At 56.3% G+C, this 25,898-nt stretch carries 20 protein-coding genes; 9 read left to right on the forward strand and 11 right to left on the reverse strand.

Annotated features, from left to right (window positions below):
* Positions 1-61 precede the first annotated feature (61 nt).
* From AAFH99_RS13875 to sdhC, 5 genes are all read right to left on the reverse strand, one after another.
* A complete protein-coding gene (locus AAFH99_RS13875; protein WP_043318612.1) occupies positions 62-2,887 on the reverse strand; it encodes a 2-oxoglutarate dehydrogenase E1 component in 2,826 nt (941 codons plus the stop codon).
* A 190-nt stretch (positions 2,888-3,077) separates the two neighbouring features.
* Positions 3,078-3,782 carry a succinate dehydrogenase iron-sulfur subunit gene (locus AAFH99_RS13880; RefSeq protein ID WP_043318613.1) on the reverse strand — a complete coding sequence of 235 codons (705 nt, stop codon included), beginning with the start codon at positions 3,780-3,782 and terminating at the stop codon, positions 3,078-3,080.
* A gap of 18 nt (positions 3,783-3,800) precedes the next feature.
* Positions 3,801-5,573: a succinate dehydrogenase flavoprotein subunit gene (sdhA, locus tag AAFH99_RS13885; protein WP_043318614.1), complete on the reverse strand. Its 1,773-nt coding sequence runs from the start codon at positions 5,571-5,573 to the stop codon at positions 3,801-3,803.
* 3 nt (positions 5,574-5,576) lie between these two features.
* Positions 5,577-5,945, reverse strand: coding sequence for a succinate dehydrogenase, hydrophobic membrane anchor protein (gene sdhD / locus AAFH99_RS13890; protein WP_043318617.1), 369 nt, complete (start codon positions 5,943-5,945; stop codon positions 5,577-5,579).
* Positions 5,939-6,313 carry a succinate dehydrogenase, cytochrome b556 subunit gene (gene sdhC / locus AAFH99_RS13895; protein WP_043318618.1) on the reverse strand — a complete coding sequence of 125 codons (375 nt, stop codon included), beginning with the start codon at positions 6,311-6,313 and terminating at the stop codon, positions 5,939-5,941. Before sdhC ends, sdhD begins: the two co-directional genes overlap by 7 nt.
* A gap of 657 nt (positions 6,314-6,970) precedes the next feature.
* Between sdhC and gltA the strand changes: the two genes are divergently transcribed.
* The 6 genes from gltA to AAFH99_RS13925 all read left to right on the forward strand — a co-directional run bounded on the left by gltA (position 6,971) and on the right by AAFH99_RS13925 (position 14,904).
* Positions 6,971-8,260 (forward strand): citrate synthase, encoded by a 1,290-nt coding sequence (gene gltA, locus AAFH99_RS13900; protein WP_043318620.1) that lies wholly within the window; start codon positions 6,971-6,973, stop codon positions 8,258-8,260.
* 203 nt (positions 8,261-8,463) lie between these two features.
* Positions 8,464-9,984 carry a vanadium-dependent haloperoxidase gene (locus tag AAFH99_RS13905; protein WP_406828006.1) on the forward strand — a complete coding sequence of 507 codons (1,521 nt, stop codon included), beginning with the start codon at positions 8,464-8,466 and terminating at the stop codon, positions 9,982-9,984.
* Between the two features lie 305 nt (positions 9,985-10,289).
* Positions 10,290-10,790 carry a hemerythrin domain-containing protein gene (locus AAFH99_RS13910; protein ID WP_406828007.1) on the forward strand — a complete coding sequence of 167 codons (501 nt, stop codon included), beginning with the start codon at positions 10,290-10,292 and terminating at the stop codon, positions 10,788-10,790.
* 169 nt (positions 10,791-10,959) lie between these two features.
* Positions 10,960-12,990: an FAD-dependent oxidoreductase gene (locus tag AAFH99_RS13915; RefSeq protein WP_406828008.1), complete on the forward strand. Its 2,031-nt coding sequence runs from the start codon at positions 10,960-10,962 to the stop codon at positions 12,988-12,990.
* Positions 12,991-14,337 (forward strand): cytochrome c3 family protein, encoded by a 1,347-nt coding sequence (locus tag AAFH99_RS13920; protein WP_406828009.1) that lies wholly within the window; start codon positions 12,991-12,993, stop codon positions 14,335-14,337.
* A gap of 18 nt (positions 14,338-14,355) precedes the next feature.
* On the forward strand, positions 14,356-14,904 hold the full coding sequence (locus tag AAFH99_RS13925; RefSeq protein WP_043318630.1) for a DUF3365 domain-containing protein: 549 nt from the start codon (positions 14,356-14,358) through the stop codon (positions 14,902-14,904).
* Positions 14,905-14,988: 84 nt separating this feature from the next.
* Here the strand turns inward: AAFH99_RS13925 and AAFH99_RS13930 are convergent, their stop codons facing one another.
* On the reverse strand, positions 14,989-16,566 hold the full coding sequence (locus AAFH99_RS13930; protein ID WP_406828010.1) for a glycosyl hydrolase family 18 protein: 1,578 nt from the start codon (positions 16,564-16,566) through the stop codon (positions 14,989-14,991).
* 94 nt (positions 16,567-16,660) lie between these two features.
* On the reverse strand, positions 16,661-19,540 hold the full coding sequence (locus tag AAFH99_RS13935; RefSeq protein WP_406828011.1) for a glycosyl hydrolase family 18 protein: 2,880 nt from the start codon (positions 19,538-19,540) through the stop codon (positions 16,661-16,663).
* 776 nt (positions 19,541-20,316) lie between these two features.
* Here AAFH99_RS13935 and chaB point away from each other — a divergent pair.
* Both chaB and AAFH99_RS13945 read left to right on the forward strand, forming a co-directional pair.
* Entirely contained in the window at positions 20,317-20,547 is a 231-nt protein-coding gene (chaB, locus tag AAFH99_RS13940) for a putative cation transport regulator ChaB (RefSeq protein WP_255874216.1), read from the forward strand.
* Positions 20,548-20,631: 84 nt separating this feature from the next.
* Positions 20,632-20,901: a glycine zipper domain-containing protein gene (locus AAFH99_RS13945; RefSeq protein WP_043318639.1), complete on the forward strand. Its 270-nt coding sequence runs from the start codon at positions 20,632-20,634 to the stop codon at positions 20,899-20,901.
* Between the two features lie 30 nt (positions 20,902-20,931).
* Here AAFH99_RS13945 and AAFH99_RS13950 read toward each other — a convergent pair whose 3' ends face one another.
* Positions 20,932-21,147, reverse strand: coding sequence for a DUF3820 family protein (locus tag AAFH99_RS13950; protein ID WP_043320233.1), 216 nt, complete (start codon positions 21,145-21,147; stop codon positions 20,932-20,934).
* Between the two features lie 220 nt (positions 21,148-21,367).
* Here AAFH99_RS13950 and AAFH99_RS13955 point away from each other — a divergent pair, with 220 nt between their 5' ends.
* Positions 21,368-23,665, forward strand: a complete 2,298-nt coding sequence (locus AAFH99_RS13955; protein ID WP_406828012.1) for a S46 family peptidase — start codon at positions 21,368-21,370, stop codon at positions 23,663-23,665.
* 120 nt (positions 23,666-23,785) lie between these two features.
* Here AAFH99_RS13955 and AAFH99_RS13960 read toward each other — a convergent pair whose 3' ends face one another.
* From AAFH99_RS13960 to dcd, 3 genes are read right to left on the reverse strand one after another with little or no spacing between them, the layout of a single operon-like run.
* Positions 23,786-23,971 carry a hypothetical protein gene (locus tag AAFH99_RS13960; RefSeq protein WP_043318642.1) on the reverse strand — a complete coding sequence of 62 codons (186 nt, stop codon included), beginning with the start codon at positions 23,969-23,971 and terminating at the stop codon, positions 23,786-23,788.
* The gene (locus AAFH99_RS13965; RefSeq protein ID WP_043318644.1) at positions 23,971-25,176 is read right to left on the reverse strand and encodes an NAD(P)/FAD-dependent oxidoreductase; all 1,206 of its coding nucleotides are present in this window, start codon (positions 25,174-25,176) and stop codon (positions 23,971-23,973) included. Before AAFH99_RS13965 ends, AAFH99_RS13960 begins: the two co-directional genes overlap by 1 nt.
* 18 nt (positions 25,177-25,194) lie before the next feature.
* Positions 25,195-25,764 (reverse strand): dCTP deaminase, encoded by a 570-nt coding sequence (dcd, locus tag AAFH99_RS13970; RefSeq protein WP_043318646.1) that lies wholly within the window; start codon positions 25,762-25,764, stop codon positions 25,195-25,197.
* Between the last annotated feature and the right edge of the window lie 134 nt (positions 25,765-25,898).

Consider the following 25,898-nt stretch of genomic DNA (forward strand, 5'->3'; position numbering starts at 1 on the left):
TTCCTGAGATTGTCTTGGGCGCCAGATTGACCAACGCCCTGCTCTTCGTTGTACTGCTGCCTTATTCGACAGTCAGCGCCTCGTTGATGAACTTATTCTGTTCTTCCAGATGGGTGGACATATAGCCCGCCGCCGGTGCAGCGGAGGCTGCGCGGCCGACATATTCCAGTTCCAGCTTGGGATGTGCTTCTTTCAGCAAGCGACGCAGGTGGTGCTGGCTGGAGTACCAGGCGCCCTGATTCATGGGCTCCTCCTGACACCAGGCGACACTCTTGATGTTCTTGAATGCGGAAACCGCAGACAGGAACTCATCGTCCGGGAAGGGGTACAGCTGCTCAAGTCGAACCAGAGCAACATCCTCCTGCTCGCGCTCCATGCGCGCTTCCAGCAGATGGTAGTAGACCTTACCGGAGCAGATCACCAAGCGCTTCACCTTGGCGGGATCCACAGCGTCATCCTGGATAACATTGTGGAACTTGCCATTGGCCAGCTCGTCCAGGCTGGAAGTGGCCAGCTTGTGCCGCAGAATCCACTTGGGACTCATGATGACCAGCGGACGACGCATCGGGCGAATGGCCTGACGGCGCAGCAGGTGGAAGATCTGAGCCGGGGTAGTGGCGTTACACACCTGGATATTGTGCTCGGCACACAGCTGCATAAAGCGCTCGAGACGGGCGGAGGAGTGCTCCGGTCCCTGGCCCTCATAACCGTGCGGCAACAGCATCACCAGGCCGCACATACGACCCCACTTGTGTTCACCGGAAGTGATGAACTGGTCAATCACCACCTGGGCACCATTGGCGAAGTCACCGAACTGCGCTTCCCAGACCACCAGGGATTTAGGCGTGGTGGTGGCATAGCCGTATTCGAACGCCAGCACCGCTTCTTCGGACAGCAGTGAGTCGTACATATCGAAGCGCGGCTGACCTTCGTACATGTGCTGCAAAGGCACATAACTCTGACCATCTTTCTGGCTGTGGATAACCGCGTGGCGGTGGGAGAAGGTTCCGCGCCCCACGTCCTCACCGGTGAAGCGGACCATATAGCCCTCTTCCAACAACGTGCCGTAAGCCAGGGTTTCTGCCATACCCCAGTTCAGCGGCAGGCCACCACCGGCCATCTTGCGGCGGTCATCGTAAATTTTGGCAACCTGGCGCTGCATGACAATGCCATCGGGCACGGTGGTCATGCGGGTGGCCACGTCTTTCAGCTTCTTCATCGGGAAGCTGGTGTCGCCCTCGGCGGTCCACTCGTGATTTAGATACGGGCGCCAGTCCACAAACATGGAAGAGTCCGGCTCTTTCACCAGGCCGGTGGCCACATCTTCACCGCGGTCCAGTTTGTCCCGGTAATCGTTGGCCAGTTTGTCCGCCGCCGCCTTGTCCAGTACACCCTCGGCAATCAGCTTTTCCGCGTACAGGGTACGGGTGGTCTTGTGCTTGCGGATGGTCTGGTACATCAGTGGCTGAGTGCCAGACGGGTCGTCGGTCTCGTTGTGGCCGCGACGGCGGTAGCACACCAAGTCGATGACGATGTCTTTCTTGAATTCGTAGCGGTAATCCACCGCCAGCAGACCGGCCAGCACTACCGCTTCCGGATCGTCGCCATTAACGTGCAGTACCGGGGCGTCGATCATCTTCGCCACGTCGGTACAATACTCGGTAGAGCGGGCGTCTTCGCGCTTGCTGGTGGTGAAGCCCACCTGGTTGTTCAATACCAGGTGAATGGTACCGCCGGTGTAGTATCCGCGGGTCTGGGACATCTGCAGGGTTTCCTGCACAACACCCTGACCAGCAAAGGCCGCATCACCGTGAATATTGATCGGCATCACCTTCTCGCCGGTACTGTCGCCACGACGGTCCTGACGGGCACGTACGGAGCCTTCGACCACCGGCGCACAGATTTCCAGGTGCGAGGGGTTGAATGCCAGTGCCAGATGCACTTCGCCACCGGGGGTCATCACATTGGAAGAGAAACCCTGGTGGTATTTAACATCACCGGAAGTATCCAGGGTCTTCTTGCCCTCGAACTCTTCAAACAGGTCTGCCGGGTTCTTACCCAGAATATTGACCAGTGTGTTCAGACGACCGCGGTGGGCCATGCCGATGACAATTTCCTTGACCGCATAGGTACCTGAGCGACGGATCAGCGCATCCATCAGCGGAATCAGGCTCTCGCCACCTTCCACGCCGAAACGTTTGGTACCGGGGTATTTGGAGTCCAGGTGGCGCTCGAGACCTTCTGCCGCTGACAGGCGCTGCAGAATTTCGACGCGAATGTCATTGCCGAAGGTCGGCTTGGACTGGCTGCGCTCAAGGCGCTGCTGGAACCACTGCTGCTCGTCGAGATTCGACAGGTGCATGATCTCGGCACCGAGATTACGGCAGTAGGTGTTTTCCAGGCCCTCAACGATTTCGCGCAACGTGGCTTCGCCATTGCCGAAGAACAGATCTCCGGTCTGGAAGGTGGTATCGAAGTCACCTTCGGTGAGGCCGTGATAATTCAGTTGCAGATCCGGCACCTGCTCGCGGGCCATGATGCCCAGCGGGTCAAGGGTGGCCTTTTTGTGGCCGCGGTGACGGTAGGAATTGATCAGTTGCAGAACTTTAATCTGCTTGCGCTCGTGTTCAATATTGACCGAGCCGGCGCCGGGAGCGGCGAGTGGGCGGGTACGGTTTTTCGCCAGCAGCTCAAAATGCTGACGAATCGCGGCATGTGAGACATCACCGCCATTTACCCGCGGCAGACTGTCAAAGTAACTGCGCCATTCTTCCGGTACACCACTGGGGTCGTGCAGATAGGTCTCGTACAGATCTTCCACGTATCCGGCGTTACCACCAGAGATATGCGAAGTCCGCCAGAGCGCCTCCATAGAGCTTTCGTGCATTAATGCCTACCTCAATTGACGGCGCGCACCCTTGAATTTTGCGCCGCTCTTTCCTGTCTTTTCACTCACAAAAGGGGAGGTGCTGAAAAGACACCTCCCCTTTTTCGTATAGACCTGACACCTGCGCTGCTGTCGGCCTAATTGTGATTATTTTTGGTGGGAAACCCGCGTTCCCCAAGAGGGAAATTCCCTACACGGCGCGGGTTATCAGCATGTTGCGGATATGTCCGATCGCCCGGGTAGGATTCAAACCTTTGGGGCAAACGTTGACGCAGTTCTGAATACCGTGGCAACGGAATACGCTGAACGGGTCATCCAGGTTGCCGAGACGTTCGTCGGTGGCGTCATCGCGGCTGTCCGCCAGGAAGCGGTACGCCTGCAACAGGCCCGCCGGGCCGATGAACTTGTCCGGGTTCCACCAGAAAGAAGGACAAGACGTGGAACAACAGGCGCAGAGAATACACTCGTACAGGCCATCCAGTTTTGCACGGTCTTCCGGGGACTGCAGGCGCTCGATGGCCGGAGCCGGCGAGCTGTTCTGCAGATAAGGTTCAATCTTCTTGTACTGGGTGTAAAACTGCTCCATATCTACCACCAGGTCGCGAATGACCGGCAGTCCGGGCAGCGGACGCAGTACCAGCTTGCCTTTCGGCGCTGCTTCAGAGATCGGCATGATACAGGCAAGACCGTTCTTACCGGAAATATTCATGCCGTCGGAGCCACAAACACCTTCGCGACAGGAGCGACGGAAAGCCAGGGTCGGGTCCTCGGCTTTCAGCAGTTCCAGTACGTCCAGCACCATCAGGTCTTTACCCTGGGTGTCAAGCTCGTAGTCCTGCATATAGGGTGCAGAATCAGTCTCCGGGTTGTAACGGTAAATGCTTACTTTCAACATATTCTTTCCGCTCCCGAATTAGTAGGTACGCGCTTTCGGCTCGAAAGCGTCTACGGTGTTGGGCGCAAAGTTGACCGCGCGCTTACCCACACGCTTTTCCGCCGGGAAGAACATGGAGTGACACAGCCAGTTTTCGTCGTCGCGCTCCTGGAAATCTTCGCGGGCGTGAGCGCCGCGACTCTCGGTGCGTACCTCTGCTGCGATGGCAGTGGCTTCGGCCACTTCCAGCAGGTTCTGCAATTCCAGCGCTTCGATACGCGCGGTGTTGAACGCTCTGGACTTGTCATCCAGACGCACATTCGCGATACGCTCGCGCAGGCTTTCCAGTTTCTTCACGCCTTCGGCCATGTAGTCGCCGCGACGGAATACACCGAAGTGGTTCTGCATCACGCCCTGCAGCTCGGTGCGCAGGTCGGCCGCTTTCTCACCGTCGTTAGTGGTCTCGAGGCGGTTCAGACGATCCATGGCCGCTTCGATATCGGACTCGGACGCTTCGCGGTTTTCGATACCTTCCCGCAGGGCTTTCTCGATGAACAGGCCAGAAGCGCGGCCGAAGACCACCAGGTCCAGCAGGGAGTTGCCCCCCAGACGATTGGCGCCGTGCACGGATACACAGGCAACTTCACCACAGGCGTAGAAGCCGTCGATCACCTGGTCGTTACCGGAAGCGTCCTGGGTCAGGGCCTGACCGTGCACATTGGTGGGAATACCACCCATCATGTAGTGACAGGTCGGCACAACCGGAATCGGCTCTTTTACCGGATCGGTGTGAGCGAAGGTCTTGGCCAGCTCACAGATACCAGGCAGGCGGCTGTGCAGCAGTTCTTCACCCAGGTGATCCAGCTTCAGGAATACGTGGTCGCCATTGGGGCCGGCACCGCGGCCATCCAGGATTTCCAGAACCATGGAGCGGGCAACAACGTCGCGGGATGCCAGGTCTTTGGCATTCGGTGCGTAACGCTCCATAAAGCGCTCGCCATCCTTGTTGATCAGGTAACCGCCTTCACCGCGACAACCTTCCGTGACCAGTACACCTGCACCGGCGATACCGGTGGGGTGGAACTGCCACATCTCGATGTCCTGCACCGGCATACCAGCGCGCAGCGCCATACCAACACCGTCACCAGTATTGATGTGCGCATTGGTGGTAGAGGCGAAAATACGACCCGCACCACCGGTGGCGAATACGGTCGCCTTGGACTTGATGAATACCACTTCGCCGTCTTCGATACAGATGGCGATAACACCAACCACCGCACCGTCCTGGTTCTTCACCAGATCCACCGCGAACCATTCGTTCAGGAATACGGTGTTGTGCTTGACATTGTTCTGATAAAGCGTGTGCAGCAGGGCATGGCCGGTACGGTCCGCCGCCGCACAGGTACGCGCAGCCTGGCCGCCGCGTCCATAGTCCTTGGACTGGCCGCCGAACGGACGCTGATAGATACGCCCTTCTTTAGTACGGGAGAACGGCAGGCCCATGTGCTCGAGCTCGAACACGGCTTCGGGGCCGACGGAGCACATATACTCGATCGCGTCCTGGTCACCGATATAGTCGGAACCCTTGACGGTGTCGTACATATGCCAGCGCCAATCGTCATTGGGGTCATCACTGGCAATCGCACAAGTGATACCACCCTGGGCAGACACCGTGTGAGAACGGGTCGGGAATACCTTGGTGATTACCGCGGTCTTGAAGCCGGACTGGGCCATCTGCAGCGCCGCGCGCATACCTGCGCCGCCGCCACCGATCACGATACCGTCAAAGGTTATTGTTCGCATATTCGACATGGTTTACACACCCCACAGAATTTCAAAGCCCCACACCGCGTAGAACACGGCGACCGCGCCCAACAGCACTTCAACCAGGATGCGCAAAACAGTGGCTTTGCCGCCCATCATCCGGTTTGTGAGGTAATCGGTAACCACGGACCAGAGGCCGATCCAGGCATGAGCAAGGGTGGAAATCAGGGCAACCAGACTGAAAACGCGTACCCAGCGCTGTTCAAACAGCGCGGACCAGCTGGCGTAGCCAAAATCTTTGGAGAGAAAAATGAAACCCACTATAAAGAAGGTATAAGCCACCAGCACTACGGCACTGATGCGCTGAATAAACCAGTCGTACAGACCACTGCGGCCAAAGCCAGTAACAGCCTTTACCATACCAGAACCCCCGCTAGCAGGATGAGCACAATAGAAAGCACCAAGACGATGACCGCGCCGCGACGACCACCTTCCAGGCTCTCACCCACACCCAGATCCATGATCAGGTGACGCACACCGGCGATCAGGTGATAGATCAGTGCGGCCAGTGAAGCCCACAGTACGAGCTTGGCCGGAACGCTGGTAAAAAACTCAGCTACTTTATTAAAACCCTGCTCGGATTCCAGACTGGAGTCCAGCATGCACAATAGAAGTGCAACGACAGCGAAAAGCACCACACCGGAAATACGGTGCAGAATTGAAACCAACGCTGGTGCAGGGAGCTTGATAGTAGAAATGTCTAAATTGACAGGTCTGTTTTTGTTCACAGGAAAAACACCTTGTTGCCCTGAAAGACGGGGCGCCCGTTAGTTTTCTGTTTACCGGGCGAGCTTGCTGTTCACTATCCACGCAACCTGACGAGGTCTTGTACAAAGTGGCCTTACCAAGGCGCAAGCCGCGCGGATTATAGGCATTCAAAATTCAAAACACAACGAACCGAAAGTCGCCAGTGGCGGCTTTGTACCAGTTGCAATTCACGACACACACCAGACCATGGTATGAGACACGATACCGCCCCGGCTCCCAGCGCGCCCAAATTTACACGCCAGAATCCCTCCCCAAGCAGGCAAAATCCCTGCCACCTATGCCCTGAGCGGAAGATCCTGCGGGCACAGAATTGGTCAACCAATTCGATTTGGTTTGACAATTTGGGGCGCGGCACTTAAGTTTGGCCGCGCTCAAAAGCCCGCTAGCCCCATATCCGCGTCCGGATGCCGCCAACGAAGGCCCTCCGAGCCCGCAGAATCCGGCACTTTCCGGGTTTTGCTTGCGTACTGAAAACATCTGGATACACCTTGCCATAAAAAGGTGATCACAGATGCACGCGGATTGCGCCCCTCCCCGGGCCGTGGAATCACCGAATTCATTTAGTGATTTGTGTGGAAATAAAAAGCTGGCGAAAGAATAGTTTTTAGGAGTCCACAATGTCCGACAAGAAAGCTCAACTCACGGTCGACGGTATCGACGCACCTTACGACCTGCCGGTCTACTCAGGCACTGCCGGTCCCGACGTTGTAGACGTCAGCAGCCTGGCCAGCAAAGGCCTGTTCACCTACGACCCGGGCTTCATGTCCACCGCCTCCTGCGAATCCAAGATCACCTACATCGATGGCGCCAAAGGCGTACTGCTGCACCGCGGCTACCCCATCGAACAGCTGGCAGAAAAATCCGACTACCTGGAAACCTGCTACCTGCTGATGAATGGCGAACTGCCGAACGCCGAGCAGAAGAAAGAATACGTAAACAGCATCATGAACCACACCATGGTGCACGAGTCTCTGGTCAACTTCTTCAAGGGCTTCCGTTACGACGCCCACCCCATGGCCATGATGTGTGGCGTGGTTGGCGCCCTCGCCTCTTTCTACCACGACTCCCTGGACATCACCGATCCAGAGCACCGCAAGATCTCCGCGGACCGCCTGATCGCCAAGATGCCAACCCTGGCCGCCATGTGCTACAAGCACAGCAAAGGCCAGCCGTTCATGTATCCGGACAATAGCCTGAGCTACTCCGAGAACTTCCTGCACATGATGTTCGGTAACCCCTGCGAGCCGAGCAAGATCGATCCGGTTGTGGCCAAGGCCATGGACGTGATCTTCCTGCTGCACGCAGACCACGAGCAGAACGCGTCTACTTCTACCGTGCGCCTGGCCGGCTCCTCCGGTGCCAACCCCTTCGCCTGTATCTCCTCCGGTATTGCCACCCTGTGGGGCCCGGCACACGGCGGCGCCAACGAAGCGGTTCTGAACATGCTGGAAGAGATCGGCGACGAGAGCCGTATCGACGAGTACGTTGCCAAGGCCAAAGACAAGAACGATCCGTTCCGCCTGATGGGCTTCGGTCACCGCGTTTACAAAAACTTCGACCCGCGCTCCCGCGTAATGCAGGGCATTTGCGACGAAGTTCTGGGCGCTATGGGTGCCGAAAACGACCCGCTGCTGCGCATCGCCAAGAAGCTGGAAAAGATCGCTCTGGAAGACGAGTACTTCGTCGAGAAGAAGCTCTACCCGAACGTAGACTTCTACTCCGGCATCATCATGAAGGCCATCGGTATTCCTACCGACATGTTCACAGTGATCTTCGCCACCGGCCGTACCGCCGGCTGGATCGCCCACTGGAACGAAATGATCTCCAACCCTTACAAGATTGGCCGTCCGCGTCAGCTGTACACCGGCTACACCGCACGCGACTACGTATCCCTGGACAACCGCTAAGCGGCTACTCCAGAACAGAAAACCCGGCAAACGCCGGGTTTTTTTATGTCCTCACTTCAGGTTTTTTTCCTGATTAGCCCGCATAAAAAAAATAATGGCGTTTCACACCTCGAGTCTGTGACCAAGCGTTCACCTATTTATTGTATAACCCGGGGCACCGGCACATAGCACGGTATTTCGAACACCAACCCAGGAATACACACATGAAAATAGGGATGTTACTCCGTGCAGTGCTTTGCGGCACCGCACTGGCTTTTTGCGCTTTAAATACCCAGGCCCAACCCACTACGCCACCGCCAGTGGATCTCGATAATGGCAACGCCGCAATTGAAGCGGTTATTCCATACGTCGCTCCGGTCACATTTGAGTACGTCTCCGCCACCGGCGGCGACGCCACCCTGGTGCTGCGGATCACCACCCAGATAACCAACGCCTGGTTTGATGCCAGCGCCCCCTACCATCCCACTGCAGTGGGTGTTTACTCACGACTCGGGCGGCGCCCGGCGAACGAATCGGCAAACAACCGCAACATCAATATCGCACTGCTGTTCGCCAGTTATCGGGTTCTGAACACCTTGCTGCCGCTGCAACACGCGACCTGGCGCGCCATGCTGGAAGCACAGGGATTGGACCCGGACGATAACAGCACAGACCTCACTAGCCCTATCGGCATTGGCAATGCCGCCGGTGCGGCCGTTGCCGAGGGGCGACTGCGGGATGGCATGAACCAGGTGGGCGATGAAACCCGATCGGGCCCCCTGCGCGCAGCCAACCCAATGCCCTATATGGATTACACAGGATACCAGCCGATCAATACCGCCTATACCCTCTTCAACCCGTCCCGCTGGCAGCCGGATATTCAGCGTAAGGGGATGGGCCTGTATAAAATCCAGCAGTTTGTCACCCCACAATATGCATTGACCGAACCTTACTCATACAAGTCGCCGCGCAAATACCGCGCCCTTCCGCCGTTCGCGAGCTTCCACTGGAACTTTGCCGCCTACAAACAGCAAGCGGACGAGGTTCTCGCCGCATCAGCCAACCTCACTGATGAACAAAAGCTGATGGCAGAACTGTTCGATAACAAAATCGAATCTCTGGGGTTCTCCGCAGGGTTTGCCGCACTGTCACAGGGACTCAGCTTAATGGAGTTTATCCATTTCGACTTCCTGACCAACATGGCCGCCCATGACGCAGGCATTTTTGTGTGGCAGGAGAAGCGCCGCTACGATGCCGTGCGTCCGTTCAGCGCCATTCAATATATTTACGGCAAGCAGCCAGTCACCGCCTGGGGTGGTCCGGGGCAAGGCACTCAGAGCATTCCTGCGAACACCTGGAAGTCTTACCTGGAAGAGGCCGACCATCCCGAGTACCCCTCTGCGTCTACATGCTTTTGCACCGCCCATGCGCAGTCCGCGCGGCAGTACTTGGGCAGCGACGCGCTGAACTGGAGTGTCCCCTACACCGCAGGGTCTTCCCGTATCGAGCCTGGGGTCACCCCCGCCAATGATATGACCCTGAAATTCCCTACCTGGACGTCCCTGGAAGAGAACTGTGGTCAGAGCCGGGTATGGGCAGGCGTACACTTCCAGGCCGCTGTCGATGAAGGACGTCGCATCTGCGGTGTATTCGGAGACAATGCCTACAACTACCTACAGACTTTGGTTGCAGGTACTGCGCCGGAGCGGGAGCCGGCTGATAGACTGCGCGGGCGCCGTAAGTAATCGCTTAGCCCACGCTAAAAATCCCTGCGCCGGTAACGGTGCGGGGATGTCCGGCAAATACAAAACAAGTACAAAAATGAAAGCTGCCGATTTTTAAATTCGCGCGTCTGTACCTCAGTACCGATTGCACCCCGTTATCGGCTTTAATTTTTTTGTGACGAGCCTCACAGTCAGAACAACTAAGAGGCACATCTGTTCAAGAAATAAGTTAAAAAAAGCGCCTATGGTAAAAAGTTCCCGAAGAACAGCCTTTGAGCCGAACTTTATTCTCAAAACCACCAATTCCAGTAGTGAGACAGGCCTCCATGTTCCGACTCTTTTCCAACAAGTCCCGCGATACCGACAAAGAGCAGGATAGTAGCAGTAATAGTCGGCGCACGATCAAGTACGATCCCTCACTTATTCTGGCCCTGAAAAACGACCACCACGAGTTGATCAACATCTATCATCGCATATGGTCGGAAGGGTACGAGCAACAGAACTATCGCAAACTCTCGGAACTACTTGGGGTCTTCAAGTCGACATTCCAGGCGCATCTGATTAAAGAAAACGTCAGCTTCTATGTGTACCTTGAACAATCCCTTGCCGAGGATCGTCACACGCTCCAGATCGTCAAGGACTTCCGCACAGATATGAACGATATCGCGAATGCGGTAGTCCAGTTCTGCAAACGTTATTCGCGGGATAATCTCACTCGTGAAGACCTGGTTCGGTTTAAAGGGGAGTACGAGAAGATTGGTGAAGCACTCACCCGCCGGGTATCGCTAGAGGAAAAAGAACTTTACACCTTATACAACCCAAACTGACAGGCCGATTACCAGTAGTCTGGCAGTAGCTTTTCAGGAGTATGCTCACTCCTTTAGGGTAGATCAGGGACGATCAACCCAGCACAACTAAAACAATAACAACGGGTAAAGACATGGCTCGAGGTATGGCTTCACTGAGTGAAGCGAAGAACTACTCGGGAGGCGAACCGTGACTAATAACCTTCCAGAACTTGATCACGAGCAACATCCGCTCGAGGTAGGTAAGCCGTTTTCTGAAACGCAGGGCTACCAGACTTTTGTCGTTGTCGGAGCGGGGCCGGTCGGTGTTCGTTGCGCGCAGCGTTTGCTCGAATACAGTAGCGATGCTCAGGTCGTACTGATCGGGGGCGAAGACACTCAGCCATATAATCGTGTGCGCCTGTCTCAGTATCTGGCGGACAACCTGGAGTCGTCCGAGCTGGACAACCCCGTCTCTCGTGAACCCCATCCACGTCTCGCAGAGTTTTACGGTCGCAATATTGTCGAAATCGACAGAACACGAAAGCTTCTGATAGATCGAGACGGACAGCACCAACCCTACAGCAAGCTCATACTGGCAACCGGGTCAACACCGATCTTGCCGGAACTTCCAGGCATTGGGCTGAAAAATGTCGTCGGGTTCCGCAACCTTCAAGATGCACGTGACCTGATCAAGTTACGAGAAACGGTGCAAACCTTCGTTGTTGTTGGTGCCGGAGCCCTCGGACTGGAGGCCGCCGCTGCGCTCAAAACCAGTAATAATCGTGTGGTACTGCTGGCGCGGAGAGGGCTGTTGGGAAATCGCCTCTCCAGCACTGCCAATAGCTACTTGAGCGCCGCTCTTTGTGCACTGCAGGTTGAAGTAATCGAAGGCGTCGGACTGGTCGGCTGTTCTGGCAGCCACGCTGTGGAACAGATTAACCTGTCAGATGGCAGCAGCCTAAGCACCGACTGTGTGGTTCTCTGCACTGGGATCAACCCGGAAACTACCCTTGCTACCCGATCGGGACTCGACACTAAGCGCGGCATCCTGGTTTCTCCCTATATGCAAACCAGTGACCCGGACATTTATGCGGTGGGGGAATGCGCTGAGTATGACGAGCAGCTTTATCAGTTGGTACGCCCTGGGTTTGAGCAGGCTGAAATTTGCAGCAGACATATCTGCGCAACCACAGAACAAGCCAGGAATGCGCCGTCGTATCGCGGCAGCCGCAACGATATCCAACTGAAGATTTCCCATATTCCGTGCCTCGTGATCGGGGAAACCGAACCAGACAATCTGCAGGAGGTCCAGGTAGACACCTTTGAAAACCGCTTCAAGGGTCATTACCGGGAGCTGTATGTGCGCAATGGCCGGCTTATAGGCGCGGTCATGGTGGGGAGCTGGGATGAGTCACACTTACTGAAGCAGGCCATCGAAGATGGTGCCAGTGTCAGCGAGCGACAACTGGCAAATTTCCGCGAGCATGGCAATCTCTGGCAGAAAGCTGCCGTGCAGACCATCAAGCAACAGCCTGACAACTATCTGGTCTGTCAGTGTAATGGTGTAAGTAAAGGGGAGCTCTGCGGCGTAATCGCCCGTGGCAAGCGCACCCTGCAGGACTTGGAGCTGGAGACCAATGCTGGCTCGGCCTGTGGCAGTTGCCGTCCGCTGATGGCCGAACTGTTGGATATTCCGGCACCAAACCTGGTGATGCGCCACGCACGCGGTATTCTGATTATCTCGATACTTTCCCTCATTCTGATAGCCATTGCGGTAATCGCTCCTCCCCCACCCATTTCCGACAGTGTGCAGGTCAGCTGGTATCTGAAAAAAATCTGGTATGACAGTTTCTGGAAACAGGTCAGTGGCTATACCTTGCTGACACTTTGCCTGTTGACGGCGAGCCTTTCGATGCGCAAACGCCTGCAGAGCATCAACCTGGGGCACCTCGACCACTGGCGCTATCTCCACAGTGTTATCGGTTTCGCAGCACTGCTTGTTCTATTGGTACATACCGGGTTTCGCCTGGGAGAAAATCTGAATCTGGTGTTGATGCTGGTATTTCTTGCCGCCACCTGTACCGGCTCCCTGGTAGGCGTATTCATGGCCCGCAATCACCATTGGACGGACCTGAAACTGCGCGAACACCGCAAGTGGTGGTCAAGAGTCCATTACGCGTTGCTCTGGACCCTGCCGGTTTTGCTTTTCTATCATATTTTCGCCGTGTATTACTTCTAGATGAAAAATTATAAATTCAAATTCTGGCACTACGGCTTGATGGTCACTCTCGCTGCGGCAGTGTTGATCACCTACAACCTCCAGGCTGACGACAAATCGTTTTTTCTCAGTGGCGAGGTCACCCATGGGCACCATCAGATCGAAATGGCCTGTTCTACCTGTCACGGTGATGGTTTTGCTGGACAGAAATTTATTCAGAACGCCTGCTTGGGTTGTCACCAGGAAGAGCTGATCCAGGCAAACGATAGCCATCCCCGCAGTAAGTTTCTGGATCCGCGCAACGCCGGCCTACTGGCACACCTGGATGCACGCCAGTGTATTTCCTGTCACACCGAGCACAAACCTGAAATCACCCATGAGATGGGCGTGTCTCTTGCGGGAGATTTTTGTTTCCACTGCCATAATGATATCGCCGAAAACCGACCCAACCATTCCGGTCTGGGTTTTGAAACCTGTGCCAGCGCTGGTTGCCATAATTATCACGATAACCGTTACCTGTACGAGGAATTCCTTGCTTCGCGCATTGACAGCCCGGCATTGATTCCCGGAGGCCAGCTGCCGATGAGGTCACTTGTACTCAAATGGCAGGCTGAAGACGCCGACGGCCTCGCGCTCAGCGCAACCGATGCCGACTTCCCTGTGGATGTTGCCAATTCACAGCAGGGTGTATCGCTTGCGTCTGCCACCCAGGCCTGGGGCAATTCAGCCCACGCGCATTCCGGGACCAACTGCAGTGCCTGTCACCAAAACGGAGGGACAGGGATGGAGACGGCAGTCGTCGTGGAGAGCTGTGGCGACTGCCACAGCAGCCAGCTCGCACAGTTCACCCGCGGCAAGCACGGCATGCGGCTTTCTGCGGACCTTCCACAAGCACTCCCCATGAATGTTCAGGAAGCGAAACTGCCAATGCACCCCCACGCCATCGAATTGGCGAAGGAACTGAGCTGCACCAGTTGCCATAACCCCCATGATCTCGATACCCGTGTTGCCTCGGTGGAGGCCTGCCTGGGCTGTCACAACGACACTCATAGCCTGGCGTACCAGGAATCACAGCACTTCCGTCTCTGGAGTGACCAGCAGTCGGGTGGCGTTAGCTGTGCAAATTGTCATATGCCAAGGGAAGAGCATGATGGGCAGATTCTGGTAAATCACAACCAGAATCATAACCTGCGTCCAAATGAAAAAATGTTGCCGGTGTGCCTGAGCTGTCACGGTGTTGAATTCGCTGTGGCCGCATTGGCGGACAAGGCATTGATTGAGAATAATTTTTCCGACGCGCCAGCAATGGAACACAAGACTTTCGAGCTGATTCGCGAGCGTATAGCCCGGATTAAAACCACTCAGTAATCCCATCAGGAGGGGAACATGCGTAGTCTCATTTCCATCGTTATTTCAGCCGCCCTTTTATCAGGCTGTGGAGAAAAAAGTGGTATCGCACCGGAAAGAATGGCGGATGCCATTTTTGCTGTTATCGAGGCAGACAGAGCCAGCTACACCAACTATGTAGTGAATCGCCTCGCCAATGAGGAAAAGGTTATTAAAGCGGAGGAGCACTGGAAGGACAGTAAAGCACTACCACTCCCCGCGCAAATGATGCGCATGGGTGCCGAGCGTGTGGCGGAACAGGAATCAGGTTTCAACTATGCTCTGCTATCTGAATGGGCGATCAATAAACAGAACAAGCCTCGCACGGAACTGGAACAACAGGGCCTGGAGTTTATCAATGAGAACCCCGGGCAGAATTTCTACGGCACCGAAACCCTGGGTGACACCGAGTATTTCACTGCCATATACCCTGACGTCGCCGTATCCCCGGCCTGTGTCAGTTGCCACAATGAGCATGTCGACAGTCCTCGCACCGATTTCGAGATTGGCGACACTATGGGCGGCGTTGTTATTCGATTCCCGCTCTGAGCAATCTCTCTATTCAGACTCTCAGTACCACTGAAATGAAAAGCCCCGGAATTTCCGGGGCTTTTCATTTTTATCTCGGGTCTGTCACGGCAGGTTGTGCACGTGGCTACCTACGGGCCCGGAGAAAATACCCCCGTCGTGCATATCCCAGTTAATGGACCAGGTCATAACGCCATTGAAGGTCGGGTATGACTGTGACGGTGTGAGTGTGTCACAGTTCAGCTGCTGGGTCAGGCAATCCAGGGCGCGGTTAATATCCGCTGGCGTTGCATGGCCACTGCCCGCTGCACTGGGACCGGATGGCAGTGCAAGTCCAACCTGATCCGGACGCAAGCCTTCAAAGAATCCCGCATCACCATATCCCAGGGGAAATCCTTCGATCAGCATCAACGCTGAGGCCACCATCATATCCACGGTACCAGCCGCATAGGCCTGGCCGCGATAGGGAGTTGCGAGACCGCCGTTGTTGTACAGCTGCACATGCAGTAGATCCAGGTCGTCGCGCAGCTGGTCAATCATGGGTAGGTATGCCCCCCAGATTCCGGTATAGGAGACGTAGCCACCCTGAACATAGGGATGCTCCGGCGCCATGGACAGGTACATTCCGGGATAACGCTGCTTCAACTGTTTGACCGCATTGACCATATTCTGGATCACCGGAGCACCATGCATGACACCGGCACCGGACTCCAGATCAATATCGATTCCATCAAAGCCATACTCATCAATCATCGCCGCGGTGCTGTTGACGAAGTTGGTGACGTTTTCTTCGGTGTTGAGGGTCACGGTGCCCTTCTCACCACCGTAGGATGCGATCACTATTTTCCCTGCGGCACGCTTGGCGGCAATGTCGGCAATAAACTGCTGCTTATCGAGGCCCGGATCGAGGTTGAATTCGATACTGCCATTGCCCGCGTCGTCAACAAAAGCCACCACAATCACGTCCCAGACATCAGAAACCTCACTAATACGGTACAAACCGGATCCGTTGTCAAAATTGTGCCAGTAACCCACCAGCGCATGTTTCGGCAGCAGGCCACTGTTCCCCCCTGAAGAGCTGCCACCGGACGAACCGCTGGAACTGGATGACGAGCTCGAGCCACCACTGGATGAACTGCTGGAAGATGAGGAGCTACCGCAGTCACCGACCTGGCTCCAGGCGTCCTGCCAGTGCGCACCCACCCCGGGCTCATAGGCCCAGGCGGCACTGGAAGAACACCACCCGGCAATGTTGCACTGAAATTCCAGACCAACATTCTGCACCAGTTGGCCCGCGGTGTAGCTGGTACCCGCCACGTACTGTATTGAGGTACAGGATCCGCCGCCGGATCCACCGCTGGAGCTCGATGAAGAGCTGGAAGAAGAACTCGATGACGAAGAACTGGACGAGCTGGATGAGGAACTTGACGAAGAGCTGGATGAGGACGAGCCGCCATCACAGGCACCGTCGTAAGCCCACACATCCCAAGTACCTGAGTGGGTCGCCGGATTTTCGTTTTGTGTCCACCATTTGGCGGTATAGGCGTTGCCCAGGTGCTGAACCGAATCGTCTCCTACATAAATACCGGCACTCTGCCAATCCGGTCGCGCACTACAGTCTACTGCCGCGGCCTCGATCGAAAACAACCCGAGCGCAAGCAGGCTCATTAATTGCCTTTTCATAGCGTTTTCCTAAGTTATTTTTGGAAGGTTTGCTTACACAGACATCGAAAAGAACAGAGGGCGCCGTGGCGCCCTCTGTTTACAGCTTTAACACTTAGTTACAAGTGGCATCGCCAATCTCTTCCCAGTCGGAAGACGTGCTCGGCTCCTGCCCCTGGGTCCACCACTTGGCGCGGTAGCGCTTGCCATCGTGGTTGACCTCGTCACCGCCGTTGTAGGCAGTGCTGGCATTCCAGGGCACTTCCACGTCGCTGATCAGCTTCCAGTCCGCGGCGCTGAAGCCCGGCTCCTGCTGGGTCCAGTACTTGGCTTCCCATACCAGATCGTCGTGGCTGACCTCATCACCACCGAGGTAGGTGCTGCCGGACTGCCAGGCCGGGTAGTTACCCGCATTCGGGTCGGTCATTTCACAACCGCCACCACCGGTGCTGTTGGTTACGGTCACGGTGACATTGGCGCTGGCACTGTCGATACCATCACTCACGGTTACCGTCAGGGTGAAGTCAGTATCGGCTTCTACCTGCGGTGCGGTGATTGTGATGGTGTCGCCGGTACCGCTTTCCATACCACTCCAGGTGTAGGTCAGCGTGTCGCCATCGGCATCGGTGCCCACTGCAGTAATCGAGTCAGTAGCGCCTTCCTGGATGGTGACCTGGGCCGGAGCAGTGACCTCCGGAGGCGTGTTGGCGTCCGGTGGCAGCAGGAAGATGCTGACCTGGTCCGGGGTATCGTCACTCAGAGAACCGTCGCTGACGCTCAGCTCGAATACCAGTTCCTGCTCTGCAGACACTTCCGCAGCGGAGAAGCTCGGGTTGGCCGCAGAAGCACTGCTCAGGGTTACCGGCGTTCCGGAAACCTGGCTCCAGCTGTAGGTAAGAGCGTCGCCATCCGGGTCGCTGGAAGCGCTACCGTTAAGCGTAACGGTGGCTGGGGTGATAACGATCTGATCGGCCCCTGCGTCGGCACTCGGCGCCTGATTCGGCTGGTCGGCAAGTACCGTGACCACTACCTGATCGGTATCACTGGCGCCGCTGTCGTCGGTGACGGTCAACTCAAACACCAGATCTTCGTCGGCAGTAACGGAAGGCGCAGTGAAGCTGGCGGAAACGCTGCTGGCGTTCTGCAGGCTCACACTGGCACCGGAAACCTGCGCCCAGCTGTAGGTAAGCGGGTCACCGTCGAGGTCACTGGAGCTGCTGCCATTCAGGGTGACACTAGCACCACCATCCACAGACTGGTCGCCACCGGCCCGCGCCGTCGGAGCACGGTTGTTTTGACCGCCGCCGTGTCCCAGGCCTTCGTGCATGGCATTGAGGATGTCACCGTTGTCCGCGTCGATTTCCCAAGAGAACAGGCCCGCCAGGTTGTTGGCCTGGACATAAGCGCCCTTGGCCAATACCGAACGGCGGTTATCGTAGGTAATCAGGTCACCGGTGCTCGGCTTGAAGATGTAAGGCGCTTCGGCGGTTTCGTCGTAGTACTCCTCCCACTCGCCGGTAGCTATACGCTCTGCTACATCGCGATAGTCCACGACGCCCGCTTCCCAGGTGCCATTGACCATACCGCTTGCAGTACCGGTCATGTGGTCGTTGCCGGTCCACCCGGATACACCGGTCCAGCCGCGACCGTACATGGCCGCACCCACCACCAGCTTGCCGGGATCAACACCGAGGCTCAGCATGTTCTGGACGCCATTGTGGGTGGTGTAGTCGGTATCCGGGCGCCAGGCCGGAGCGTACAGTGCCGCCTGGTGTCCAAGCACCTCGTTGCTCCAACCACCATAGAAGTCGTAGGTCATCATGAAGATGTAATCCATGTACTGCTGTACATCGGCGTAGTCCACATCTTCGATCTTGTCGGAGCCAGCACCAATGGCTGAAGTGAGCTGGTATTCACGACCGGTTTCCTGCTCGAGCCCATCGAGCATGGCGCGCAGGTCGCGCATCAGCAGGCGATAGGTTTCGCCATCGGTGGCAGGATCGCCCAGATTCGGGTTGGCGCCCTGGCCGCCCGGGTATTCCCAGTCGATATCCACACCGTCGAAGAATTTCCAGGTGCGCATGAATTCTTCGACCGAGTCTACGAAAGTCTGACGCTTGGCCGCATCGCCGAAGAAGTAGAAGGGGTCTGACAGTGTCCAGCCACCAATGGAAGGCAGGATTTTCAGGTCCGGATAGGCCTGCTTCAGTGCCATCAGCTGACCGAAATTACCCTTATACGGGTCGGAGTAAGTCTGGCCGGTTTGCGACTTCTGCACTGCAGCGAATGGGTCGTGCAGAGATACTTTGAAGTCTTCACGACCGGAACAGGAACGCTGCAGCGCCTGGAAAGAGCCTTCGATTTCCTTCAGGCTGTCATTGATACCGTCACCACCACAGATCGGAATAAAGCCGTAGATGATGTGGGTCAGGTTGTAGGACGGCATCATGTCCACGGAGAATTTGCGCCCGTAAACGCCCCACTCCACAAAGTAGGTACCCACTACGGAATTACTGGTGTTTTCGTACGGCTGGTTATTCTCGCCAGCGGTAATGGTCAGCGGGTCCAGGTGACTGCCATCGGTGTCCGCAACCACAATATCGGTGGCTGCGGAAGTCGCACAGCCATCGTCATTACACAGTGCAACCTGCAGTGAGTACTGACCGCCCTCGGCAATCTGCAGAGTCGCGGAGCCAGTTTGCGTATCGCCGCCAGTAACGGTCTGCTCCAGCACCACCTGCCCGTTGAGCAGATACTGCGCCGTCGTGGCCGGATCACCGGACCATTTGGTCCACTCAACCGGTACTTCTGCGTAGTCGTTTACCGTAATCAGCTGCTCGTAGGCTGTGGCCGCATCGTCCACCTCGATGATGGCAAAGCTGGTTTCCATCCACTCGATGGTGGGGGCGCCGGGTGCGGCAATGGCGGTGGAGCTGGTGGCGAGACCGAGCGCAAGGAGCGCGCGGCGCCAGGGACTGGGAGTGAGCCCTTTCATTGATGTTCACCTTGTCGTTATCTTTTATTGATCAGGATCTATCAATGAGAGCAGCGGTGTAATGTCCGTCTTACCTCAACGGGCAGCGCTGCCCCCGATTGAACGGCATTCAGTAATATCTGGATACCGGTACTTCTTTGTTATTTCTTTAACAGTACCTCTTTTCGCCATGACACCGCTGTCATTCTTCATGAAATCATGACAGCGGTGTCATTACTCTTTCACAATACCCCCGGACCCTTCCCTTGACCAGCCCCCTAAGGCAGTCCTGAGAGGTAAGTCACACAGAAGATTGCGTTTCTGGCGGTATTTTTCGCTTCTGCGACCTGCGGGAATGAAGAAAGAAGGTACAGGAAAAGAAAAGCGGCCGAACGCTGTCGACCGCTTCACCCCATTTCCCCAATCAAGCTGACTGAAACTTCCCGCTCGTTCACTCGCTGAAATCCATCAATCTCAGATCAGTGGTCACCCGCTGTGGGCCTATTTACGGTCATGTTCAGTCCTAGTTACGGACCGCTTGTTGTTGGCACTCCACCTCGTCTTGCGATGGGGGAGTCTTCCCGGGACTGATACCAGTGTAGAGTGGCTCGGGCTGCTCCCAAGTCTTTTTCACACATCGGGCTCTGACTGCTTTTAATGAATACATTGTCTACCTACCTTCTTCCCGGTTCAGTCTTCCCCATCACTTCCTAACCACCACCCCCTGACATCCGGGGTTACTGGCCGGTACTTGGTAATCCTACACTCGCGCTATCCATCCATTGAGGAAGTCAACCATGCCCTACGACAGCCGCTCAGAACTGCCCGACAATGTCAGAAGTGTGCTGCCCCCACACGCCCAGGATATTTACCAATCCGCTTTCAATAGCGCGTGGGACCAATATGCGGACCCCGACGACCGGAGGGGAGACAAAAGCCGGGAAGAAGTCGCTCACGCAGTGGCCTGGTCTGCGGTGAGGGAAAAGTACGAGAAAGGCGACGACGATCAGTGGCACAAAAAACACTGACCCCCTGCGAATTTCAGTTGGGAGCCGGATGCCGGCACCATACACTCCAAGCGCTATGTCAGAGCAAGTACAAGCGGAGTATTTATGCAATTCCAGACACTAAAACGCGCCGGTGTAACATGTGCCCTGGCGCTCTCCCTAACGACTGCCGGCTGTGCCAATATGAGTGACACGGATCGCCGGGTAGGTACCGGTATCGGTATTGGTGCGGTGACCGGAGCACTGGTGACCGGCGGTGATATTGGCGGTGCCGCTGTTGGTGCTGCGTTAGGTGGTGCTGGTGGCTGGCTTTACGATCGCGAGAAGAAAAAGCATTACTACTATGACAGCCGCGGTCGTCGGGTCTACCGTTAATCAGACTCAGACAGTGGGCTCCTCAGGAGCTCACTGTTTTTTTAGCGGTTTTACCAATCCCTCCAGTCCTTCGACCTTTATTTCAAGGGTCAGCGCCATCAGGTAGCCAAGCCGCCCCTCGGGGAAAGCTTTTCTGGCAAACCACAGCAGATACTCTTCAGGCAGATCAATCAGTACACGCCCTGCATACTTGCCAAAGGGCATTTCCGTGCGTGCGATATCGACCAGATCCTGCTTATCAAGCATGTTTGCCCCAAAAACTTCCATCCGTTTCCCGCTGGATTCTACACTGGAACAAACCTGGCCCGGTATCGGCTCCTCTGGGCGCACGATCAATTTTTGTGCCTAAGGATCTATGGCAGTATGTAGGGCAGGCCACCTCTGTGGCCGACCATTTTTTGTGCAGCCGGGAAGATCCCCCAATAACCACAAAAACGATCCTGATAAATCCGCTGAAGGAATGACAGTGAACAACATAAAGCTCACACAAAAATTCGGGCTGGCGCTATCCATTGCCCTGCTCACCGCCTGTGGCAAACCCACAGAGGAAGATGCCTCTTCCGCAGAGGCTAGCACCGAGAAGAGTGCCCCTGTAGCCGAGACCGTCTCCACCGAAGGCATGTGGATGCCGCGCCAGCTACCGGAAATCGGTGACAAACTCAAAGGCCTCGGCCTGGAGCTGGATCCGAAAACCATGACGGATCTGACCAAATTCCCGATGAATGCCGTGGTGAGCCTGGGTGGCTGCTCCGCAAGCTTCGTCTCCCCGCAGGGCCTGGTCGCCACCAACCACCACTGCGCCTACGGCTCCATTTCCTACAACTCCACCGAAGACAACGACCTGTTGGCCAACGGCTTCCTCGCCAAAACCCTGGAAGAGGAGGTGCCTGCCGCACCGGGGTCGCGTATCTATGTCACCGTGGACATGAACGAAGTTACGGACAAGATCAACAGCAAACTCAGCGATGACATGGACGGCGCCACCCGCTTCAAAGCCATCGAAGATGCGGAAAAAGCGCTGGTGGCCGAGTGTGAATCCGACCCGGGTCACCGCTGCGAGGTCTACAGCTATTACGGCGGCGCCAGCTACTACCTGGTCAAGCAGCTGGCCATTCGCGATGTGCGCCTGGTACACGCGCCAGCGGCCTCCATCGGCAAATTCGGTGGCGACATCGACAACTGGATGTGGCCGCGTCATACCGGCGACTACTCCTTCCTCCGCGCCTATGTGGGCCCGGACGGAAAACCTGCCGACTTCTCCAAAGACAATGTGCCTTACAAACCCAAGCACCACCTGACCGTCGCTACCGAAGGGCCGAAAGAAGGCGATTTCGTGATGGTTGCGGGCTACCCGGGGCGCACCAACCGCTACCGCACCGCGGAAGAAGTCAGCAACAATTTCAGCTGGTATTACCCCACCATGCAGAAAGTGCTGGCGGAGTGGTCTGAGGTGATCGGCTCAGCCACCGAGGACAACAAGGATGCCGCGCTCAAGTACGCAAGCCTGGTTGCCGGCCTCAATAACTACGCGAAAAATTTCACCGGTATGATGGAAGGCTACGAGCGCAGCGATCTGCTACAGCGCAAGCAGCAGCTGGAAAAAGATCTGCAGGCCTGGATCGAAGCCAATCCGGAATCCAAGAAGAAGTACGCTTCGGTCATCGCGGACCTGAAACAGTTAATCGCCGAAGAGCAATCCACTCAGGAGCGCGATCTGCTGCTGGGCTACATGAACCGCTCGGCCATGCTGAGTAGCGCACAGCGCCTCTACCGTCTCAGCCTCGAGAAACAAAAGCCGAACATGGAGCGTGAACCCGGTTACCAGGAGCGCGACATGACCCGTTTTAGCGAGAGCATGAAACGCATCGAACGGAGCTTTGAGCCAAGTGTGGACCAGGCCATCTGGACCTACTTCCTCGAGCGCTATAACGCCCTGCCCCAGGATCAGCACCTGGAAAGTTTCGACAATTTCTTTGATGGGGAATTGAGTGGCGACGCTCTGCAGAGCAAGCTTTCTGCCATGTACGAAGAAACCGGGCTCACAGATACCGAAACCCGCCTCGCGTGGATGGAAAAATCACCGGAAGACTTCCGCAACAGCGATGATCCGTTCATCCAGCTGGCGGTAGCCACCTATGACGACCGGCTCGCGATAGAACAGCATGAGAAAACCATGGCCGGCCGTTTTGCCGAACTGCGCCCGCAGTATATGGACCTGCTGATTGCCTATTACAACGAGCAGGGCAAACCGGTTTACCCGGATGCCAACAGCTCCCTGCGCCTCACCTACGGTCTGGTAAAAGGCTACACCCCGCCCGCAGGCACCATCAAAGGCGCAGCTGACGGCAACGATGGCAAGGACGGCTTTGTGCCTTTCACGACCCTGCGCGGTATCGAGGCCAAGTACACCGGTGAAGACCCCTTCGATGCACCCCAGGCACAACTGGACGCGATCAAAAACAAGGAGTACGGCCGTTTCTATGATGAAAACCTGGACTCCGTTCCGGTGAACTTCCTCACCACCGTAGACATCACCGGCGGTAATTCAGGCTCCGCCACCATGAACGGTAAGGGTGAATTTATCGGCCTGGTATTTGATGGCACCTACGACAGCATCAACGCGGACTGGGACTTCAATGACAATACCCGCGCGATTCACGTAGATGTGGAATATATGCTGTGGGTGATGGAAAACGTCGACCACGCAGATAATCTGCTGGAAGAGATGGGGGTTGCTGCACCAGAGGGACAAAAACCACAGTAACCGTCCAATTTAGAATATCGTCATCCCGGACGCGTTCCGGGGTCCAGCAGCAAGAGGGTGGCAAGAGAGCACAAAGTCTCTGCACAACTGGATACCGGCATTCGCCGGTATGACGATTGACTACACGAGCTCTGTTTTCGTTTTTCCACAGCGCTGGCAGCGATATTCCGTTACCAGCTTCCCCTGTTTCACATCAAACTTGCGCTCGGTCACCACCTTCCACTTGTGAAAACCCTCGCGGCACAAACTGCTACCCTTGTGTTTTTCCCAAGCGGTTTTCCGCTTAAATGGCAGCACGTCACCCATCAGACCTCCCCGCCAGCCGCGTGGGCAGACGCCCAGGCCCATTGAAAGTTAAACCCGCCCAACCAGCCTGTCACGTCGAGCACTTCACCAATAAAGTAGAGCCCCGCTTGCTTCATACTTTGCATACTCCGGGATGACACCTCATTGGTATCCACGCCACCAAGGGTGACTTCTGCGGTGCGGTAGCCTTCCGTGCCCTCGGGGATCAGCGTCCAGATCTGCAGCTTTTCGCCTACATCCTTTAGCGCCTGTTCGCTGTACTGCTTGAGTGGTTTGCTTTCCAGGCCATTTCTCTGCAGGAAAAACTGTACCAGCTTTTTGCTCCACAACTCCGCCAGCACCGTATGCAGAAAGCTCTCCTGCTTTTTGCCGCGCTGCTCACAGAGCCACCCGGACAGATCCAGCCCCGGTGCGAGGTTGAAGCTGACCGGCATCCCCTCTTTCCAGTGGCTGGAGATCTGTAACACCGCCGGGCCACTCAGGCCCTTGTGGGTAAACAGCATCTGCTCGTGGAAATGGCCCTCGGCACAGCTGGCATTCACTGCCAGTGAGGTCCCGGGTAATTCCTGCTGCCGCGCCAGTGCACGCTTGTTCAATGTGAAAGGCACCAGTGCGGCGCGAGTGGGAATAATGTTGTGGCCGAACTGCTTGGCGAGGTCGTAGCCAAATCCGGTGGCGCCCATGGTGGGGATCGACAGGCCGCCGGTGGCGACTACCAGGGATTCACACACCACTTTGCCAAGAGAGGTGTGCACCTCAAAGCCTTTCGCACCCTCTTCATTAAGAGGCTCAACACGCTGGATCTCACAGCGGGTGCGAATCTGGGCTTTCGCTTCGCGGCACTCCGCCAGCAGCAGATCCACGATGTCGCGGGATTTGTTATCGCAGAACAGCTGGCCGAGGGTTTTCTCGTGATACGGAATGCCGTGTTTTTCCACCAGGGCAATAAAGTCCCACTGGGTATAGCGGGCCAGGGCGGATTTACAGAAGTGCGGATTTTCGCTGTAGAAGTTGTCCGGCGCCGTGTACAGGTTGGTGAAGTTGCAGCGACCGCCGCCGGACATCAGGATCTTTTTGCCGACCTTGTTGGCGTGGTCCAGCACCAGCACGCTGCGGCCACGCTTGCCCGCCACCGCGGCACACATCAGGCCGGCGGCGCCGGCGCCGATGATCAGTACATCGGCCTGGGTGGGAAGGTCTGTCATTTGCTGGTGGTCTAAGGATCAGGTCTTCGGCAGAGTAACGCCGCGCTGGCCCTGGTATTTACCACCGCGGTCTTTATACGACACATCGCAGATTTCATCGGATTCGAAGAACAGCATCTGTGCCACGCCTTCATTCGCGTAGATCTTCGCCGGCAGGTTGGTGGTGTTGGAGAATTCCAGGGTCACATGCCCTTCCCACTCCGGCTCCAGCGGCGTCACATTCACGATGATGCCGCAGCGGGCGTAGGTGGACTTGCCCAGGCAGATGGTCAGCACCGAACGCGGGATGCGGAAGTACTCCACGGTGCGCGCCAGGGCGAAAGAGTTGGGCGGGATGACACAGTAGTCGCCCTGCACATCCACGAAGCTGTCTTCATCAAACGCCTTCGGGTCCACGGTGGCGGAGTGCACGTTGGTGAAGATTTTGAACTCGTTGGCACAGCGCACATCGTAGCCGTAACTGGAGGTGCCGTAGGAGATCAGGCGATCGCCGGAGGCCCCGTGGCGTACCTGGCCCGGTTCGAAGGGCTCGATCATGCCTTCATTCTCAGCCATACGACGAATCCACTTATCGGATTTGATGCTCACCCTGTCCCCTCGCTTATCTGGTATTGGTCCATTTCTGGCGGTCATTTGAAGAGGCCGAATCATAGCCGTTTTACCTTGTTCAAAAAAGTGCCACAGAGGCGTGTCGAATTTGACGCACACAGACTTGGTGCGGG

The sequence above is a fragment of the Microbulbifer sp. ARAS458-1 genome (assembly GCF_045348205.1).
In the GTDB taxonomy this organism is placed as follows: Bacteria; Pseudomonadota; Gammaproteobacteria; order Pseudomonadales; family Cellvibrionaceae; genus Microbulbifer.